Origin of the sequence: Ruegeria sp. ANG-R (genome assembly GCF_000813985.1) — a bacterium.
Taxonomy (GTDB): domain Bacteria; phylum Pseudomonadota; class Alphaproteobacteria; order Rhodobacterales; family Rhodobacteraceae; genus Ruegeria.
Genome location: NZ_JWLJ01000001.1, coordinates 1516135 through 1534753, shown reverse-complemented (window position 1 = coordinate 1534753; position 18619 = coordinate 1516135). Strand labels below are relative to the sequence as shown.

Below are 18619 nucleotides of genomic sequence, written 5' to 3'. Positions count from 1 at the left end.
CCTTTTTCATGGGTCAGTCGAATTTGTATTCGGGCCACAACATTGGGTCGAAGCCGTCCAACATCGGTTGAATATGTTCCGCTACGTCACGCCAGCCACCGATTGAACTGGTCGAGATCTTCTTACGCACCTGGTCGATACTGGCCGTGCGGACCTGTTTGGTGTTTTTTTCCGGGGACATCATCCGCGCATCCCATTCGATATCGCAGAATGCGGCGGCCTTCTGACTATAGGTCTTGGGATCGGCGACCAGGTCTTCATACGCGATGGTCAGAATCCGGCCGCTGAACACCCTGTTCCAATGCGCGAGATATCGACGGTACAGGTTGGCGGAATGGGCGATCGATTCAAGATTTGACGCATACCGCATTCCCGGCGCGTGGAAACGCCTGATCCATTTGGATAGCCCAACATCGCGCGGGTCGCGCATCATGTTGATCACGCGGGCATTCGGGAACGCCGACAAAATAAATCCAAGTCTCTGATAGTTGTGCGGTATCTTGTCCACGAACGCGGTCGAGCCCTCAGGTATCGGCGGCATCAGCCTGCGGTATTCCCTGGCGAATTCAGCTGCCGCATCCGCGTCGAACGTTTTGCCATCGTCCATGATTTGCTGTGACAATTCACCCGCTATAATCAGCTCACCACACCCCGCGATATCAGGCGCAGAACTGAGCATCATTTCCATCAACGTTGTGCCCGAGCGTGGCTGCCCGATTACGAAGATCGGAGTTGGTGTATCGCTCTGGCCGGATGTCGGGGGCGGTGCATCCAAAGGAAATATCTTGCAGATTTCGTTGAACCGTTCTTCTTCGCGTGCGTTATCGTACGGGTTGATATCGTGCTGTATGGCGTTCGCCCGCGCGAATTGAGGCAGCGCCGCGCTTAGACCTTCATGCCTCGAGACCGTAAGCGCCTTTGCAAACTCAAGCACCGAATTGGCGTGCTCGCTTTCCGACAGGGCTGTATCAATTGCTGCAGAAAGTTGTTCAGATTGATCTTTGTCTGCCATCATAGACAACCGATAGAGTGCGATCGAACTGCGTGGGTTTGCATCCAGTACGGACCACAAAATGCTCTTGGCCGCCTCCTTGTCCCCTGATTGATGGAGATCCGTGGCTTTTGAAAGCGCGATCAGCTCTTTTTCGGGCGCCAGCTCGTAAGCGCGTGAAACGTCCCGAGAGCTGTGTTCTGCAAATCCAACTTCCCCATATGCACGGGCGCGCGACGACAGCAGATCGGCGTTGTCGGGGTCTTTTTCCAGCTTTTGCGTGATATACTCGATGATCAGGCGCCAATTTCGCCCTTTAAGCTGGATTTCGTCGATGACACGGGCCAGTTCCTTGTTGTTCGGAAATTGTTCCAGCTTGTGTTCGGCGTAAGACAGGGCCCGGGGTATCTGGCCCGTCTGCATCAGCGCATTGGCCAAGTTCTCGACGAATTGTGCATCGTCAGGCTTCATCCGCGACGCTTCGACGAAATGCGGGATGGATTGCTTGTACCGTTTCATTTCGGTCAGAACGAAACCCGCGATGGCATGGTAGTCGGAATCGTTGGGGAATTTCTTGATACCCAGTTGCGCCTTTTTCAACGCCTGAGGTAGCTTTCCCGCCTCCAGATCGCTCAACGCTTTGCTCTTGAGTGATTTTGCGGTCTGTTGTGCCATATGAGTGCACGTCCCATGCCAGAATGAAACCAATACCGACGGTTCATTACTCAACCGAGAAGGGTTTGCAATAACTCATCGATGCGGCGTTCGGGTATAACTATTGGCTGCACGGCTTTTCTTCCGATAACTTGCGGGTTAGACCGCTGACATGGTGTTGAAATTCTCAAGCTTGCAGCAGCTCTATAGCCACACGTTTGATACCGTTATCGATGTGCGCAGTCCGGCGGAGTTTGCCGAGGACCACATGCCGGGCGCCATCAATCTGCCGGTTCTGGACAATGACGAACGCGCGCGGGTCGGCACGATCTACGTTCAGGAAAGCCCGTTTCTGGCACGCAAGTTAGGAGCCGCTTTGGTGTTTCGCAATGCGGCGGGGCACATTGAAAACAGCCTCAGCCATCACGAGGGCGACTGGCAACCTCTGGTCTATTGCTGGCGCGGTGGGCAGCGGTCGGGGTCTTTTACGTGGATGCTGCAACAGATCGGTTGGCGGGCCGAGGTCGTGGAAGGCGGGTATCGTTCCTATCGCCGATTGGTGAAGCAGTTCCTGTATGATGACGCGCTGCCATATCGATTGGTTGCGCTGGACGGTTATACAGGCACTGCCAAAACCGATCTGCTGGGACATCTGCGGGATCTGGGTGTGCAGGTGCTGGATCTCGAGTGGCTCGCTAATCACCGAGGGTCGCTGCTTGGGGAAATGCCGGGTGGCCAGCCCAGTCAGAAAGCCTTTGAATCCGCTTTGGCCGCCGCATTGGCTGGCCTGGATATGGCGCAACCTGTCATAGTCGAGGCGGAATCGTCCAAGATCGGGAATCTGATCCTTCCACCCAGCCTTTGGTCGGCCCTGTGTTTGGCGCCACGCATCCAGATCACTGCCCCGATAGCCGCGCGCACCGCATATCTGGTTTCTGCCTATGACGACATCCTGTCCGATAGCGAACGGCTGCGTGACCGTTTGTCTCCCTTGAGGTTTCATCGCGGCCATGAGGTGATTGACGGTTGGCTGGACATGATTGATGCAGGGGATAAGCGAGGGCTGACACAGGCTTTGATGGAACAACACTACGATCCGGCTTACGCCAAATCCCGAAAAGCGCAGCGCGCCGAAGTGATCGCGCAGATTGATGCGCCTTCACTTGACCATACCGGGCTGTCAGCGACGGCGGCCCGGATCGAAAAGGTTCTGGATCAGCTTTGAACGCGCAGCCCCGGCGTGCTGTTCATGTGACCGATCTGGGCAGCGGGATATCCAGCGGCCCGCAGTTTGTCGCACAAAACGTCGGCCTGATCTGCTGCAACGGCGGCCAAAAGACCTCCGGCGGTTTGTGGATCGAACAACAGGTCGGTCTTGCCGCCGCTTGGAAGTTCCGGCGCGATGGCCCGGTTGTCAGCGTAGATCGTCGAGCGGACGCCCTGATCGCTTAACTCTGTTGCGCCTGTCATGATCGGGATCGAGTCCAACGACAACGTCGCCCCGCAACCTGACGCGTCACACATACCCTGTAGGTGACCAGCCAGACCAAACCCGGTGACATCCGTCATTGCATGAGCGTTGTGCAGAATCCTGGATGCCTCACTTTGCGGTTGCACCATCTGCTGGAAGGCTGCGGCGACCCACGCTCCTTCCGCTTGACCTGCCATCTCGGCAGCCATCAGAACGCCGCTGCCCAGCGGTTTTGTCAGGATCAGTGCGTCATCAGGTTTCGCTCCGCTCAGAGTGATGGGATCGGCATCGCAAAGCCCCGTCAGCGTAAAGCCAATGGTCGTTTCATCCCCCATTGAGCTGTGGCCACCCACGATCTCGGCTCCGGCATGATGCATGACTTCGCTGGCGATGCGCATGATCTCGGTCATTGTGCGCTGCTGCAACGTGGCGGACATGCGGGGCAGGATGATCGTGGCGGTCGCGGCTTGCGGTCGTGCACCCATCGCCCAAATGTCGCCAAGCGCGTGAACAGCGGCAATGCGGGTCATCAGGGCGGGGTCGTTGGTGAAGCTGCGCAGGTGATCCGATGTCATGACCTGCCGTACGGAACCGGTTGTCAGCAGCGCCGCATCATCGCCGGGAAGGGGGGTGATGTCGGATCGCTCCAGCCGAGGTATTTCCTGCAGAGCGGTTTGCAAAGCCCCTCGACCAACCTTGGCGCCGCAGCCACCGCACATGGGTTTCTCACCCAATGCCTCACGCAACCCAGCTGCGTGTTGCCGGGGCAATACAGCAGCGGACATGTGAGGCAGATCGCGGAACCGGTTCATGAAACGCTGGTCGATTTGGTTTTTCCATTTCCACATAAGGGTACCGCTGAACGATGTTCCAAACCGTTCGGCCAACGCGGATTTGTCGCCCAGTGAGATGAGTTTCAGGTAATCCTTTTGAGGTACATAGCGCCGCATTCGTCCCGCACCCAGCGCGGCGCGCAGGTTGTCATACAGAATCGGGGCCTCGCGCACCGCATAGACCCCGGCCTTGGGGCGTGGGTTTTCCGACAGGTGGGCGCAATCTCCGGCAGCAAAGATTGCGGGATCGCTGGACTGCAGGTACGGGTTCACTTTGATGAAGCCGTCGTGAAGCGCGAGGCCGCTATCCGATATCCATTCATAGGGTCGCGCACCCGCCGCGCCGGTTATGAAATCGGCGGGTATCTGACGGCCATCACTGAGTTCGATTTGACCCGCTATTATCTGCCTGATGGACGCGTGCTCCAGAACCTCGATCCCGAGCCGCTCCATCGACTGACGGATTGTGGCGGAGGCCTTGGGGACAGTTGCGGTCAAGGCCGTTGCACTATCGATCAGCGTGACCTGCGCCTCGCGCCCTTTGGATCGCAGCGCGTGGGCCATCGCCATGACCAGTTCAGCTCCGGCAACACCGCCGCCAATCACGGCGACCGAGGCGGGGCCGGAGTCCGAAAGATACCTTTCCCATTGCGCCGCGAAGGGGCCAAGTGGCTTGGCCGGGACGGCATGTTCGGCAAATCCGGACAACGCGGGCATGTCGGACGTGATTCCGACATTGACCGAGGCAACATCAAACGCCACCGGTGGGCGTCCGGGAACATGGATTTGACGCTTGTTTGGATCGATGCCCTCGACGGTGCCAAGTATCACCCGGGCGTCGGCGAAGCGGGCCAGACGTATCAGATCTATATCTAATTCCGACCGCTTATAGTGGCCGGCGACAAAACCCGGCAGCATCCCCGAATAGGGTGCTGTGGGACCGGGGTTTACCATGGTCACCCGCGCGCCGGGCAGCGGGTTCATGCCCCACTTCCGCAACAGCAATGCATGGGTGTGACCCCCGCCAACCAAAACCAGATCGCGGGTCAGGGGCAACGGAGGTGTCTGCATGGTACTTAGTTCGCGCTGTGGTCCGGGACGTCCTCGACCTGCTCGACCGCGTGGGTGGCCCAAAGCTCATCCTCGCCTGCGTCCGGCAGATCACTGGGCTTTTCATGGCGGTGAATGTGCCATTTGGCAATGAACAGGGCCGTGATCGGGGCAGTCAGGAACAGAAACAGCGTAATCAGCAGCTCGTGCAGAGACAACTTGCCCTCAATCAGAACCGAATGCGCGATCGAGGCCAGCAACACGCCGCCCACGCCCAGCGTGGTTGCCTTGGTCGGGGCGTGCAGGCGGGACATGGGATCTTTCAGCTTGATCATGCCGAACGAGCCGACAAAGCCGAATATGCCCGAGACAATCAGGAAGAAGGCGATGAGCAGTTGAAACAGAAACTCCATACCGCCCTCACTCGATGATATTGCCGCGCAGCATGAAGCGCGCATAGGCAACAGTTGAGACGAACCCCAGCATGGCGATGATCATCGCGGCCTCAAAGAAAATCTCAGTGCCCAGCCTCAGGCCGTACAGGATCATCAGAGCAATGGTATTGATAACCATCGTATCCAGCGCCAGTACCCGTGTGCCAACGCCATCGGCGGTAATGATCCGCCACAGGCACATCATGATTGCCGCTCCGAAACAGGCAAATGCAAAGGAAATCGCATATTCGATCATTCGAAAATCTCCTTGAGGCGGCGCTCGTAGCGGCGTTTGATTTCGTCCCGTACTTCTTCGGGGTTTGGCGCATCCAGGCAATGAACCAGCAGGTTGTGCCCTTGTGCGGACAGATCGCAACTGACGGTGCCCGGTGTCATGGTGATGGTCCCGGCCAGTACTGTGATGGCTTCGGGCGTGCGCAGTTCCAGAGGTACGCTGACAAAGGCCGGTCGACGGTCGGCATCCCGTTTGAACAGAATGATCCGGGCAACCGTGATATTTGCCATCACGATGTCCCACAGGACGACAAGCATGTATTCAACGACCATTGGCCAGTTGCGCAGCTTGGGCCGATCGGGCCAATAGGGCTGCGTGATGAACGGAATGATGATCCCCAGCAACAGGCCAAACACCAGCGAGTTCAATGACGGCGAGTTCGCCAGCAGCATCCAGACCAGAGTAAGCAGAATGGTCAGGTGAGGATGCGGGAATATCCGATGCAGCAGCTTGATCATTCTTCCCTCCCTAGCACAGCCGAGATGTAGTTGTCGGGTGTAAACAACTGCTCTGCTGTCTTACTGGTGTACTGCAATGCCGGCCCTGCAAACAGCGTCAGCAGAATCAGGCCAAGCACCGCGCCAAAGACCGAGCTGAACGCGAGGCCCGGATGCGGCTCAGGTGCTGCGACGGCGATGTCCGTTGCCTCTTCATCTTCTGGCTCCGGCGGGGGAACGACCTGAGCATCATGGCTCTTCCAGAAAATCAGCGATCCCGCACGGGCCAGACCCACTATGGTGACGAAGGACCCGATCAGGATAACTGCCCAGACTGCGGTGGCATCCGGTGCGCCACGCGATGCGTCCAGAACCAGAAGCTTGCCGACGAAGCCCGAAAGCGGCGGCATCCCGGCCATCGCTATTGCACCAACAAAGAACAGGGCCGAGATCAGGCCGGTTTGCGGCATCGGTGCCGTTGGCGCGATGGCTCCGCCGCGGCGTTCCATCACCATGTCCGCCACAAGAAACAGCAGTGCTGTCGCAAGGGTCGAGTGGAAAATGTAATAGAGCGCGGCAGCCGTTGCGACCTCACTGAACAGCGAGATGGCGATCAGAAGCGTGCCCATCGAGGTAATGGCGCAGAAGGCAACCATACGCGCGATGTGTTGCGAACCCAGAATGCCGATGGCACCCACCGCAAGGGTCACCATGGCAGCTGGTTGCAGCCATGTGCCCACCAGCCCTTCAGTCACCGCGACATCCGGTCCAAAAGCGAGCGTGTATACCCGCAAGATAGAATAGGCACCGACCTTGGTCATGATCGCGAACAGAGCCGCCACAGGCAGCGGTGCATTGGCGTAACTGGCGGGAAGCCAGAAGTGTAATGGCAGCACAGCGGCCTTGATGCAGAAAACCAACAGCAGCAGTACCGCGCCGACACGCAGCAGAGCTGTATCCTCAGGCGGGATTTCGGCCACACGGACCGCGAGATCAGCCATATTAAGCGTGCCGGTCACGGAATAGATGGTCCCCAGCGCAAACAGGAACAGGGTCGATCCCAGCAGGTTATAGGTGACGTATTGCACCCCGGCCTTCAGCCGTACCGCGCCGCCGCCATGAGTCATCAAGCCGTAGGAGGCGATCAGCAGAACTTCGAAAAACACGAAAAGGTTGAACGCATCGCCGGTCAGGAAGGCACCGCATACTCCCATGAGCTGGAAATGGAACAGGGCGTGGAAATGCTTGCCTCTGTCATCCCACCCCGAGCCGATGGCGTAAAGGACAATGGGCAGGGCCAGCAAAGCGGTCAACAGCACCATCATCGCCGACATACGGTCCAGCACCAGCACGATGCCAAACGGTGCGGGCCAATCTCCCAGCTCATAAACCTGAATTTCACCAGTCGTCGCCTGCGCGGTAATGGTCAGCGCGATACCCAGAAGACCAACCACACCTGCGACCGAAAAAATGCGCTGCAAATCCAAATGGTACCGCAGCACCATGATGATGAACGGGGCCAGGATCGCGGGCAGGACGATCGGCGCAACGATCCAGTGGTTCATGCGTCTTCTCCCGGCGCGTCCGTGCTGTCGCTTGCGCTCATGTCGATATGGTCATCTTTTGAGGACAGATAGGCGGACAGCGAGATCATCACGATCACTGCGGTCATGCCGAACGAGATCACGATGGCCGTCAGCACCAGCGCCTGCGGCAGCGGATCGGTATAGGGCACATCCTCGTATTTGTTCAGAACGGCTGGCGCATCCAGTGCAAGCCGTCCGGTTGCGAACAGGAACACGTTCACTGCGTAGGTCAGCAGTGACAGACCCAGAATCACCGGAAACGTCCGGCGGCGCAGGATCAGGAAAATCCCGGCGGCGGTCATGACGCCTACGGCAGAGGCTACGAGCGCTTCCATCAGGCCTGCTCCTTCTCTTGTTCTTCTTCAGGAGGGTCGTCCCGCAGCGGGTTGATATCCATCGGGAATTCCTGCGCCATTCCCGGCTGCCACGCAAAGCGTGACAGACTGTCGAGCGCTAGCATCACGGCACCCAGAACCGCAAGGAATACCCCGGTATCGAACAGGATTGCGGTGGCCCATTCGAACTCCTCCAGTGGTGGCCAGTGGATATAGCCGAAATCGCTGGTCAGGAACGGGCGCTCGTTGAACCATGCACCCAAGCCCGTGGCAGCGGCGATCAGGACGCCCCAGCCGATGGTCCCGTGATAGTAGAACCGCTGTCGCTCGATGGCCCATGTGTACCCGCTTGCCATGTATTGCATCAGATAGGCGATGGCGACGATCAGGCCGGCGATAAAGCCGCCGCCGGGCTGGTTATGGCCGCGGAAGAAGATGTAAGCGCCAACCATCAGGGCAATCGGCATCATCACCCGTGTGGCGACAACCATCATCAGCGGGTGTGAGTCGCCCGATTGCGGCCAATGCGGTTTGCGGTTCAGCAAGTAGCCGCGAACATTAGTGCTCAGAACCGCCTCGGTCAGCGCAAAGATGATCAATGCGGCGATGCCCAGAACGATGATCTCGCCAAAGGTATCAAAGCCCCGGAAGTCGACGAGGATGACGTTGACCACATTGGTGCCGCCGCCACCTTTGTACGAATTCGCCAAATGGAAATCCGAGATGGTCGGAAATGCAAAGTCCCGCATCATCAGAGCATAGATCAAAGCGCCTGAACCAATCCCGGCAACAACGGATATCGCGGCATCCCGCCAACGGCGCGATGCGCTGCTGTCCCATGGCGTCTCGGTCGGCAGAAAGTTCAGCGACAGCAGCAACAGGATCATCGTCACCACCTCGACCGAAATCTGTGTCAGCGCCAGATCCGGGGCCGAGAGATAGTTGAAGGCCATCGAAACGATCAGGCCGACGACGCCGATCAACACCAGTGAAAGCAGGCGATTACGGTGGAACCACATGATCGCCAGTGTCGCGCCCACCAGACAGATCCAGCCGATGATTGGAATGGGCTGCGCGGGCAGAGGTATGCGTGTTTCGACACCAATCGTACCAGTGGAATAGGCGTAATACCCAAGTCCGACGGTGAAGGTTATCAGGATGATTGCGTAGCGACTGATCACGCCGTTGTGCAGCTCATCGGTAATCCAGCAACTGAGGCGGGTGAGGGCGCCGATGATCGCGTCGAAGATCACCTTGGCCTCTGGGCGGGGCAGTGCATTCCAGATTTGCTCACCGCGCTTGTGCAGCGACAACAGGAACAAGCCGCCCAGCGTCGCAACCACGGACATATAAAGAGCGGGTGTAAAGCCGTGCCAAAGCTTCAGAGAATAATAGGGTAGCTTCTCACCGCCGACTACCGCGCTTGAAACCACGGCAACAAGCGGGCCAACGATGGCAGCCGAGTAAAGGCCGATCAGGACGACCAACACCACAAGGAATGCCGGAGCCAGCCATAGGCCGACGGGCGGATCGTGCGGGTGTGTCGGATAGTCTTCGCGCTCGGGTCCCAGAAAGACGTGCGCAACAAAACGGAAGGAATAGGCAGCGGAAAACAACGCCGCGAGCAGCGCCAGCCCCGGCACCAGATAGTGCGAGTGCAGCCAGGTGGTGTGCACGGTCTCCTCAAGCATCATCTCTTTCGAGAGGAAGCCGTTCAGCGGAGGCAGACCAGCCATCGACAACGCAGCAACAGTGCCGATGGTGAAGGTGATCGGCATCAGATGGCGCAACCCGCCAAGCCGCTTTATGTCCCGTGTGCCGGCCTCATGGTCAATGATGCCGGCGGTCATGAACAGGGCGGCTTTGAACGTTGCATGGTTGATGATGTGGAAAATGGCAGCGACTACGGCAATCTTGGTGCCAAAGCCCAGCAGCATCGTCACCAGCCCAAGGTGCGAGACAGTCGAGAACGCAAGCAGTGCTTTGAGGTCGTCCTTGAACAAAGCGATGGCGGCACCGATCAGCATGGTGATCAGCCCGGTTGTAGCGACGATGTAGAACCAGGCGTCGGTGCCAGCCAGCACTGGCCACATCCGTGCCATCAAGAACAGACCGGCTTTCACCATCGTGGCCGAGTGCAGGTAGGCCGAAACCGGTGTCGGCGCGGCCATGGCGTGCGGCAGCCAGAAGTGGAACGGAAACTGCGCCGACTTGGTGAAACAGCCAAGCAGAATGAGGATCAGAGCGGGCAGGTAATAGGGCGATGTCTGAATCAGGTCTTTATTTTGCAGGATCACGCTGAGGTCGTAGGAGCCGACAATATTACCCAGAATCAGCATCCCCGCGATCATTGCCAATCCGCCTGAACCGGTCACCGCCAGCGCCATACGTGCGCCCTGACGTCCTTCGGGCAGATGCCTCCAATATCCGATCAGAAGGAATGAGCTAAGCGACGTAAGCTCCCAGAAAATAAGCAGAAGAAGGACGTTGTCGGACAGAACGATTCCGACCATCGCACCCTGAAACAGCAGCAGATAAGTATAAAACTGCCCCATTGGGTCTTCGCGGGACAGGTAGAATCGCGCGTATAGAATGATCAGGAGGCCAATGCCCAGAATCAGCAGCGCGAATAGAAAGCCCAGCCCGTCCAGCATGAAATTCGCGTTCAGTCCCAGCCCCGGTATCCAGTCGAACCGTGCCGTCACAACATCTCCGCGCATAACGCTGGGGATGTGGATCAACAGCCCCATGAGGGCGAGGAAGGTGGTCAACCCGGCCGCGGATGCTGCTGCGTTTCGTCCTGCCCGGATCAGGAGGGCTGGAAACACAGCTCCGAGAAAGGGAAGGGCCGCGATAAGGAATAGGGACAAGTGCGATACTCCGGTCTGGGCGGTCAAGGTAGTCCTGATTTTGTAAGGAAAAATCCCGAACTGTCCAGCGATTGGGCCATTTTTTGCAGGTGGTCGCTGTCATGGTACAGATTGCAGGACGATGACACGATCTTGAACATCTATCGCAAACAGAGCCGCGAATTGGGGGTCGGGCTGTGATATGACCCGAGAACAAATGAGGAGGCTCAACGTGGCGGAACAAGGCAACAGAGCCCGCCGGTGGGTTTTGCTGGGGGCGGGGGGCGCTCTCGTCGGTGGGTTTGCCATCCGCGAATACCGGTTGATCCCGCAGAACTATGCAGGCGTCCAGATCACGGTTTCCAACGCCCATCAGCAGGCGCAGGAGGGCGCGGTTTACCTGATCGATATCCGAACGCCGCGCGAATGGCGATCAACTGGTGTTGGCGACGGGGCGCATCCAATCGATATGCGTCGGGATGATTTTGTACAGGCGCTGGATCGGTTGACGGGCGGAAATCGCACGGCACCCATCGCGCTGATCTGCGCACGCGGCGTACGTTCGGCACGGTTGAGCAATCAACTGACCGAGGCCGGTTTCAGCAATATAATCGATGTTCCCGAAGGGATGCTGGGCTCTGCCGCAGGACCCGGCTGGGTAAGGGCGGGTTTGCCCGTCAACGGTTACAAAGAGGATACGTGATGCGTGTGAAACACTGGCTGGCCCTCGGACTGGCGTTTGTAGGGCAGACCGCCCTTGCCACCTGCGGCGACGAAGACGGGATGTGCGAGACAGAGGCGGGCGCTTATCAGATCGAGCTGCCCGCCGCCGAGAATCCGCCGCTTGTCGTGTTTCTGCACGGATATGGCGGCACAGGAACCGGCACGCTGAAGAACCGATCCATGGTCGAGCCGCTGCTCGACCGGGGTTACGCCGTGATGGCCCCCGAAGGGTCCACGCGGAATGGGCGGCAAAGCTGGAACTTCTTTCCGGGATGGGAAGGGCGCGATGAGGCAGCCTTCTTAAACGAGGCCGTACAGGATGCAGCCAACCGCTTTGGCATTGATCCCGATCATGTGGTGCTGAGCGGTTTCTCCGCAGGCGCGTTCATGGTCTACTATCTGGCCTGTGCCGCGCCGGACACGTTTTCGGCCTACGCCCCGGTCTCGGGCGGCTTCTGGAGGCCTCATCCGGAGACGTGCGAGGGCCCCGTGCGCCTGTTTCATACCCATGGCTGGACCGATAACGTGGTTCCGCTGGAAGGGCGCATTCTGGGCGGCGGTCGCTTTCATCAAGGTGATATCTTTGCCGGGCTGGAAATCTGGCGGGTCGCCAATGAGTGCGAAGATACCAAGCCCAGCGGGTTTTCAACCACAGGCCAGTTTATGCGCCGGAACTGGATGGGGTGTGCCGAAGGCAGTGCGCTGGAGTTCGCGCTGTTTCCGGGCGGCCATACGGTGCCGACAGGATGGGCGGATATGATGGCCGACTGGTACGAGGGGTTGCCCGGCAGTTGATCATTCCGCCGGAGTGACGACGCCCTTGCCTTCGATCAGGTCCTTTAGTTCGTTGCGATAACGTCGGGCCGCACGGGTAATGGCAGGCTCGCTGAAGTCTTCGCGCATCCCGACCATCCGGCGTGCGGTTCCCGCAGATACGCCGCTGAGCGCCGAAAGTGGAATCGCCAGCGCCAGACTGATCGCGATCGGGGCCAGCCAGACAGAGACCAGACCGGCAAGGATACCAACGCTTAGCGCCACGCCGCTGACGGTTTCCAGCGCGTGGCACAGGATCAGCGTGCGCAGGCCATAGCTGCCCCCGTCACGCGCCTGAGGGGACCACCCCTTTTGGATACCCAGCGCGGTTCGGAAGACCGCGATCATCTGCTGTACCATCAGGATCGGGGCGTACAGGATCGACAGAACAACTTCGGACAGGAACGAGGTGAAGAACTTCCGTGCGCCCCCGAAATCGGAATAGCGTACACCGCTGAGGGGTAGGGCAGCCACGCCCAGAACCTTCGGCGCCAGCAGCATCGCGTACATCACCAGAATGATCAGCACGTGGCGCGTCTCGGACATTTCGGGCCATTGCGGGAACAGCGGGTTGTCCGGGCTGAAATAGTGCAGGACCGAGGCCTCTTTGCCCTGACCGATCAACGCCCACATCACCAACAGCGCGAACCACAGTGGAGACATCAGATAGCCCACCGCGCCGTGGAACATATGGAACCGCGAGACCGCGCGGAATCCCGTCGAACCCAGCAGTTTCAGGTGCTGCAGGTTGCCCTGACACCAACGGCGGTCGCGCATGGCATGGTCAATCAGCGTGGGTGGTGTTTCTTCATAAGATCCGCGGATGCGCGGCAAAAAGCGCACGGCCCATCCGGCGCGGCGCAGCAGCCCGGCCTCGACAAAGTCGTGGCTCATGATCAGCTTGTCCTGACCGCCGTACGACCGCAGCTTGGGCAGTCCCGCGCTGGAGGCGAAGGCGCGGGTGCGAATGATGGCGTTGTGACCCCAATAGTTGCCCTCTTGCCCACACCAGCGTGCAAGACCTTCCGCGAAGGCGATGCCGTAGACGCCATTGGCAAACTGCTGCATCCGGGCAAAGACCGATTGCGCGCCGATCAGTTGCGGATAGCTCTGGATCAGACCAGCGCCAGGATCACGGGCCAGCGCATCCGTCAGGCGGGTGATCGCGCGACCGGTCATCAGGCTGTCAGCATCCAGCACCAGCATCGCATCCCAGTCTGCGCCCCAACGGCTGACCCAATCGGCAATGTTGCCGACTTTGCGATCCGTGTTTTCAGGGCGGCGGCGGTAGTAGAGCTCCAGCCCCGGTGCCAAAGTTGTTCTCAGCGCCTCGACGCTGGCCTGTTCCTGTGCCGCGATCTCGGGGTCGCGCGTGTCGGACAGGATGAACATGGCATAATGATGCTGATCGCCGCGTTTTTTCAGGTCTTCAAGCATCGTGCGGGCATTGCCCAGCACGTTCCAGGGCACTTCGTTATAGACCGGGGTCAACAGCGCCACGCGCAAGGGTTGCGGGCTGCCCTCACGTCTGGGTTGTTCCTGCCGGGACAACGATATCATGCCCAGCAACACGGTGCAGACGGTGAAAGATATCCAGAAGAAATTGAACGAGATCAACGTCAGCAAGATGCCCTCGACCAGGTTGATCCCCTCGGCGCTGAACCAGTCGGACATGACCCAGAGCAGGCCAAGCGCGGCGGCCATCGCCGGAGAAAAGGCCAGTGCGCGCCAGAACCCGGCAGAAGGTCTCCGACGGCCCGCAGGCACCTGCGCATCGCGGAAACCTTGCGCAAAGTTCTGTGCTGGCATCGCAAGCGGGGCCTCGGGCGGCATGATATGAAGATCGCGATTCATGAGGTCCAACGATACAGCCAGACCTCGGAGGCCGGTTGCTTGTCTTTCAGCAACTGAGCGCGCAGTTCCACATGGTTCCGATCGCCCGGTTCGAACGAGAATGCCAGTCGCAGGCCGCCCGTATCGGGGTTGCGCTGCAGAACGCCATCGGATGTTTCGGCGTGGGGCGAATCCACAAAAATAGTGATGGCCTCGGGATCGTCGAACAACTCGCTCGCTTCGAAATCGATAACGGCAAGACGGCCCTCGCCGAAGGTGTTGTCTCCCATCGCGGTGTCGATCACACGTGGCATCGGCGTACGCTGAGGCTCCTCGCCCCAGATCAGGCGATAGGACAGATCGACCTGACTGCCTGCTGCATAGGGCTCTGTCGGGCGCCAGTAGGCGACGATATTGTCATAGATTTCCTGATCGGCGGGTATCTCGACCAATGTGACCGAGCCTTTGCCCCAATCTCCATTGGGTTCGACCCACAAGCTTGGGCGCTTGTGATAGTTGGCTTCAAGGTCGGCATAGTCCGAGAATTCACGTTTGCGCTGCATCAGGCCGAAACCGCGCGGGTTCATATCAACGAATGATGAAATCTGCAGGCGCGTCGGATTGGCCAGCGGCCGCCACAGGGCCTCGCCTGCGCCGTTTCGGATCAGCAACCCGTCGCTGTCATGAACCGCCGGGCGGAAATCATCAAACCGGCTGTGATTTGTCTGATCGAACAGGAACATCGACGTGCCCGGCGCGATGCCCACATGGGTCAGTTCAGAGCGTGGAAATAGCGTTGCGCTGACATCCATGATGGTGTCCTCGCCCGGCGTGATTTCAAACCGGTAGGCGCCGCTGACGCTGGGGCTGTCCATCAGGGCGTGAACCACCATGTTCCGCTGTCCTGGTGCGGGTTTTTCAAGCCAGAAGCGAATGAAATCGGGAAATTCCTCGCCATCAGGGTCGCCGGTTTTCAGGGCCAGACCGCGCGCAGACAGGCCGTAGGCCTCGTGCAGCCCGATGGCGCGGAAATAGCTGGCCCCCTGAAAGACACAGAATTCGTCGGTCATCCCGGGGCGGTGCATCTCGGCGCGCAGGCGGAAGCCAGAAAAGCCCAGTGTTTCATCTGCCGGCAATTGGGGAACATCTTCGCTCTTGGTGAACATGTCCAGATCAAAGGCAACAGGTGTCACCTGACCGTGATCGACAGTCGCAATCTGCACGGCGCGGGGGAAGTAAAGCCCCGGCGCGAAGAAATCCACCTCGAACGGAGATTGGGTATTGTACCAAAGCCCTTTGTCTAACTGAAAGCGGATCGAGCGGTACTGCTCATAGCTGAGATCCTGCCACTCCTGCGGTACCATTTCACGTTCGGCATACGGGCGGCTGGCGAGATCGCGGGCCATCTCAATCACGGTGTTACGGTCAAATGACTGCTTTCCACCCGTCGCATGGGCGGCTGGAACGAGGACCAATGCCGTTGATGAGGCGAGGAATGCGCGGCGTGTAAAATTCATTTCATTGTCTTCCAGGGGTGCGACTTAAACCAGGCGGCCAGATAAGCCACGCCGATGATCATGGCAAAGCCAATCATGTTAGCGACAAAGACACTGGCAACATCCCGCCCACTCAGATCCAGTCCGACGCCGATAAGCCGCGCTGCCGCCATGGAAAATACGAATACCGCAAGCGATTGCTGCCCGACCTTGGTGATGACGGTCAGCAGGAGTTGCCAGACCCGGGCGGCGGCCCCATGGCCGGTGGCGATCAGACGATGCCCGTGCTCTCCGGCGGCGACCCAGCCGAGATAGGCCAGCGACAGGAAATGCAGGTAGCGGAACAGGCCAAAGTCAGTTTTGTCACGGAATTCCTTGGTCACTGGCCAGACCTTGCGGATTTCATCGGCCAGATCGGGCGCTGCGGCATTGATCCAGCTGAACACTTTCCACGAGCCAAACGGCATCGAAAAGATCAGGAACAGCGCCGCCGCCCAAATCAGGGTTTTCGAGACCGGAGGCGCCGGAATCCAGCCGCGCATGAAGGCGAACCCGGTGAAGAACAGCAACTGCCAGCCGAATGGATTGAAGAACCACTGACGCTCGGACCAGGGTTCGGCAGGGAGGTCAAAATAGTCGAATTGCGCAACCAGCCAGATCGTGACCGAGGCCAGCGCGACCGCCCAGAAACCGATGCGATATAGCCCCATGAACAGAGGCATCATCGCCAGAACCACCAGATACATAGGCAGGATGTCGAAGTAGTTCGGCACATAAGTCAGGGTAAACAGACCTATGATCTGCGACGCCGGGTCGTTGAAAAAATGCTGCAGGTTCAGCGATGAGATATACGTTTTCTCAAACAACCCCGACTGATCCAGCGCGGCCATGGTCATGGCAACGAAGAAGAACAGACAGATATGGGCCCAGTAGACCTGCCAGATGCGGAAGCTCACGCGTGCAGTGCCCATCCACCAGCCCCTGCGCATAAAGGCCCCGCCAAAGGCAATGGCCGAGGCCATGCCAGAGCAAAACACAAAAATCTCGGTCGCGTCCGAGAACCCGAACCGCGCGGGAATCCATTTAGCCCAGGGGTCGTTTGGAATATGGGCGATCAGAATGATGAACATCGCGATGCCGCGATAAAAATCCAGCCGTGGGTCGCGCGTGCGGGTAGGGGTGGCCACCGAGGAAGCCACCGGAGCAAAATCAGAAGCGGGCGATGCAGTCGCCATACGGTTTCTGTCCTTCTTGGTCTTTTTATTGTTCTTATTCGGCGGGGACGCTTTGCGCGTCGCCGCTGTCGCGTGCGGCCTCGATCAGGGCGCGGCGGGCGAGAGCGTAATTGTCCTCACCGCCAGCGCGCTTGGCGCGGCGATCATCCAGAATGCGCTCGACAGCATCCAGGCGACCGGCGCGCAGGCCGGAATCAATAGTGATGCGCTCGAATACATCACGCTGAGCGTGACTGCCACCCGCCAGTTGCATACTGCCGCGCGCGTTTGACAGGAAATCAAAGGCTTGGCCGTACAGCCCCTCTCCAAACGCCTCAAGCCCCTTGGCGGCTGCAACGCCGGGATCAGACATGCGAATCGGCGTATCGCCCTGATTGCGCTGGGCGTCTTTTTGGATGCGCTGCAGCATCTGGGTGGTGGCATCCGACCGATTGTCACCGGTCAGTGCCAGGAGATAGTGCAGGTCGGCGAAAATCAGGCAGCCGTCTTCGGTCCGGGCGGCACTGAGGTCAGCCAGTTCCTCCCAACGGCTGCCGACGTCGACACCCTCAAGTTCTAACCGGGACAGCAGCGACGTGGCATTCGAGATATCGCGGTAATCGTCGGTTTTGTCTTGGCGGACATATTGGTCGTATAGCTCCATCACCTGATCGATCTGGCCCAGATCTAGATGCATCAGTGCCTTGTGCCACCAGACGTGATAGCGGAAGTTGTTGCAATGCGCCCAGGCATCCTCGCGCCCGGCCAGCCAATCGAGGCCGAGCTGTGCGTTGCCCGTCATCTCGTGCACATGCGCAACGGCGTGCAAACCCCACGCGTCGTCCGAGACCATCCAAAGCGCCTGACGGCCCGCGATCTCTGCCTTCTCATATGCGCCCGTTTCTTCCAGAGCGAATGAATGGCACCCTAACAGATACCCGCGACCCGCATGATCCGGTTCGTAGGCTGGCATCACGCGCTCGATCGACCGGCGCATACCCTGTGGATCGCCCAGTACGAACCGGGTCGCGTGGCTGAGTTTCATGGCCAGGGTATCCGTGGGATGCGCCCGTAGAATCTCCTCGAATTTCTGTATGGCCTGCGAAGGCAGGTCGGCCATGTAAAATGCCAGCGCCTCGACATAAAGCCGCTCCCGGGCGGAAACCGGTTGGCGCTCCATCGCTGCGTTGGCTGCAGTCAGCGCATCGGCCGCGACCGCGATCATCTCGCGCCGACCCAGCAAAACCATGAACAGGCCCTTGACCGCGTGGCCCAGCGCAAAGTCCGGCTCAAGCTCTAACACCTTACCCAGATGCTGCGGCGTGACAGCGGCGTGCGCCATGAACCCAAGGAGAACACCATCCCACGCCTCGACGCTTGCGGGCTGGCTCAGGGTGTTCATCTGTCCAAAGACGTCTTGTTTCATGCTTGGGTCCAATCTGATTTCGGTAGTCTACATTGTTCGATGTAACAGAGTGTGTGGCCGGGTCGTAACAGTATCGACCCTGCTCTCGAATTGGTGAAAGTGCGTGTGTGGAAAACGCGAAAAAAACCGCCGATTCAAGGGCATGTTTCAGCAACTTGCCGCCTAAACGCGCAGAGTGT

The 18619-nt window shown here is 59.0% G+C and carries 15 protein-coding genes; 3 read left to right on the top strand and 12 right to left on the bottom strand.

The window, feature by feature from the left end; genetic code table 11:
* Positions 1-13: 13 nt before the first annotated feature.
* The gene (locus RA27_RS07655) at positions 14-1666 is read right to left on the bottom strand and encodes a sulfotransferase (RefSeq protein WP_039536412.1); all 1653 of its coding nucleotides are present in this window, start codon (positions 1664-1666) and stop codon (positions 14-16) included.
* A gap of 151 nt (positions 1667-1817) precedes the next feature.
* On the opposite strand from RA27_RS07655, the gene mnmH reads away from it, so the two are divergent.
* The gene (mnmH, locus tag RA27_RS07650; RefSeq protein ID WP_039536411.1) at positions 1818-2870 is read left to right on the top strand and encodes a tRNA 2-selenouridine(34) synthase MnmH; all 1053 of its coding nucleotides are present in this window, start codon (positions 1818-1820) and stop codon (positions 2868-2870) included.
* On the opposite strand, the gene selD is transcribed toward mnmH, so the two are convergent.
* From selD to RA27_RS07615, 7 genes are read right to left on the bottom strand one after another with little or no spacing between them, the layout of a single operon-like run.
* The gene (gene selD, locus RA27_RS07645) at positions 2861-5020 is read right to left on the bottom strand and encodes a selenide, water dikinase SelD (RefSeq protein ID WP_039536410.1); all 2160 of its coding nucleotides are present in this window, start codon (positions 5018-5020) and stop codon (positions 2861-2863) included. The genes mnmH and selD overlap by 10 nt on opposite strands.
* Before the next feature lie 5 nt (positions 5021-5025).
* Positions 5026-5412, bottom strand: coding sequence for a Na+/H+ antiporter subunit G (locus tag RA27_RS07640; protein ID WP_039536409.1), 387 nt, complete (start codon positions 5410-5412; stop codon positions 5026-5028).
* 7 nt (positions 5413-5419) lie between these two features.
* Positions 5420-5689 carry a K+/H+ antiporter subunit F gene (locus RA27_RS07635; protein WP_039536408.1) on the bottom strand — a complete coding sequence of 90 codons (270 nt, stop codon included), beginning with the start codon at positions 5687-5689 and terminating at the stop codon, positions 5420-5422.
* Positions 5686-6183, bottom strand: a complete 498-nt coding sequence (locus tag RA27_RS07630) for a Na+/H+ antiporter subunit E (RefSeq protein WP_039537157.1) — start codon at positions 6181-6183, stop codon at positions 5686-5688. Before RA27_RS07630 ends, RA27_RS07635 begins: the two co-directional genes overlap by 4 nt.
* Positions 6183-7730 (bottom strand): monovalent cation/H+ antiporter subunit D, encoded by a 1548-nt coding sequence (locus tag RA27_RS07625; protein WP_039536407.1) that lies wholly within the window; start codon positions 7728-7730, stop codon positions 6183-6185. The genes RA27_RS07630 and RA27_RS07625 overlap by 1 nt, the downstream gene beginning before the upstream one ends.
* The gene (locus tag RA27_RS07620; protein ID WP_039536406.1) at positions 7727-8086 is read right to left on the bottom strand and encodes a Na+/H+ antiporter subunit C; all 360 of its coding nucleotides are present in this window, start codon (positions 8084-8086) and stop codon (positions 7727-7729) included. The genes RA27_RS07625 and RA27_RS07620 overlap by 4 nt, the downstream gene beginning before the upstream one ends.
* The gene (locus tag RA27_RS07615; RefSeq protein WP_039536405.1) at positions 8086-10956 is read right to left on the bottom strand and encodes a monovalent cation/H+ antiporter subunit A; all 2871 of its coding nucleotides are present in this window, start codon (positions 10954-10956) and stop codon (positions 8086-8088) included. The genes RA27_RS07620 and RA27_RS07615 overlap by 1 nt, the downstream gene beginning before the upstream one ends.
* A 211-nt stretch (positions 10957-11167) precedes the next feature.
* Between RA27_RS07615 and RA27_RS07605 the strand changes: the two genes are divergently transcribed.
* Together RA27_RS07605 and RA27_RS07600 are read left to right on the top strand one after the other, a co-directional pair.
* Positions 11168-11638: a rhodanese-like domain-containing protein gene (locus RA27_RS07605; RefSeq protein ID WP_241484018.1), complete on the top strand. Its 471-nt coding sequence runs from the start codon at positions 11168-11170 to the stop codon at positions 11636-11638.
* Positions 11638-12453 (top strand): PHB depolymerase family esterase, encoded by an 816-nt coding sequence (locus tag RA27_RS07600; RefSeq protein ID WP_039536403.1) that lies wholly within the window; start codon positions 11638-11640, stop codon positions 12451-12453. Before RA27_RS07605 ends, RA27_RS07600 begins: the two co-directional genes overlap by 1 nt.
* Here RA27_RS07600 and mdoH read toward each other — a convergent pair whose 3' ends face one another.
* The 4 genes from mdoH to RA27_RS07580 are packed head-to-tail and all read right to left on the bottom strand — an operon-like array spanning position 12454 to position 18440.
* Positions 12454-14325, bottom strand: a complete 1872-nt coding sequence (gene mdoH / locus RA27_RS07595) for a glucans biosynthesis glucosyltransferase MdoH (protein ID WP_039536402.1) — start codon at positions 14323-14325, stop codon at positions 12454-12456.
* The gene (locus RA27_RS07590; RefSeq protein WP_039536401.1) at positions 14322-15821 is read right to left on the bottom strand and encodes a glucan biosynthesis protein G; all 1500 of its coding nucleotides are present in this window, start codon (positions 15819-15821) and stop codon (positions 14322-14324) included. Before RA27_RS07590 ends, mdoH begins: the two co-directional genes overlap by 4 nt.
* Positions 15818-17035, bottom strand: a complete 1218-nt coding sequence (locus RA27_RS07585) for an OpgC domain-containing protein (RefSeq protein ID WP_039536400.1) — start codon at positions 17033-17035, stop codon at positions 15818-15820. Before RA27_RS07585 ends, RA27_RS07590 begins: the two co-directional genes overlap by 4 nt.
* Before the next feature lie 34 nt (positions 17036-17069).
* On the bottom strand, positions 17070-18440 hold the full coding sequence (locus RA27_RS07580) for a tetratricopeptide repeat protein (protein WP_039536399.1): 1371 nt from the start codon (positions 18438-18440) through the stop codon (positions 17070-17072).
* Positions 18441-18619: the final 179 nt, after the last annotated feature.

Excerpts from the sequence above, each read along its gene's own strand:
- selD (WP_039536410.1), bottom strand. The coding sequence starts at position 5,020 with ATGCAGACACCTCCGTTGCCCCTGACCCGCGATCTGGTTTTGGTTGGC.
- mdoH (WP_039536402.1), bottom strand. The coding sequence starts at position 14,325 with ATGAATCGCGATCTTCATATCATGCCGCCCGAGGCCCCGCTTGCGATG.
- RA27_RS07655 (WP_039536412.1), bottom strand. The coding sequence starts at position 1,666 with ATGGCACAACAGACCGCAAAATCACTCAAGAGCAAAGCGTTGAGCGAT.
- RA27_RS07635 (WP_039536408.1), bottom strand. The coding sequence starts at position 5,689 with ATGATCGAATATGCGATTTCCTTTGCATTTGCCTGTTTCGGAGCGGCA.
- RA27_RS07600 (WP_039536403.1), top strand. The coding sequence starts at position 11,638 with ATGCGTGTGAAACACTGGCTGGCCCTCGGACTGGCGTTTGTAGGGCAG.
- mnmH (WP_039536411.1), top strand. The coding sequence starts at position 1,818 with ATGGTGTTGAAATTCTCAAGCTTGCAGCAGCTCTATAGCCACACGTTT.
- RA27_RS07620 (WP_039536406.1), bottom strand. The coding sequence starts at position 8,086 with ATGGAAGCGCTCGTAGCCTCTGCCGTAGGCGTCATGACCGCCGCCGGG.
- RA27_RS07580 (WP_039536399.1), bottom strand. The coding sequence starts at position 18,440 with ATGAAACAAGACGTCTTTGGACAGATGAACACCCTGAGCCAGCCCGCA.
- RA27_RS07640 (WP_039536409.1), bottom strand. The coding sequence starts at position 5,412 with ATGGAGTTTCTGTTTCAACTGCTCATCGCCTTCTTCCTGATTGTCTCG.
- RA27_RS07625 (WP_039536407.1), bottom strand. The coding sequence starts at position 7,730 with ATGAACCACTGGATCGTTGCGCCGATCGTCCTGCCCGCGATCCTGGCC.
- RA27_RS07585 (WP_039536400.1), bottom strand. The coding sequence starts at position 17,035 with ATGGCGACTGCATCGCCCGCTTCTGATTTTGCTCCGGTGGCTTCCTCG.
- RA27_RS07590 (WP_039536401.1), bottom strand. The coding sequence starts at position 15,821 with ATGAATTTTACACGCCGCGCATTCCTCGCCTCATCAACGGCATTGGTC.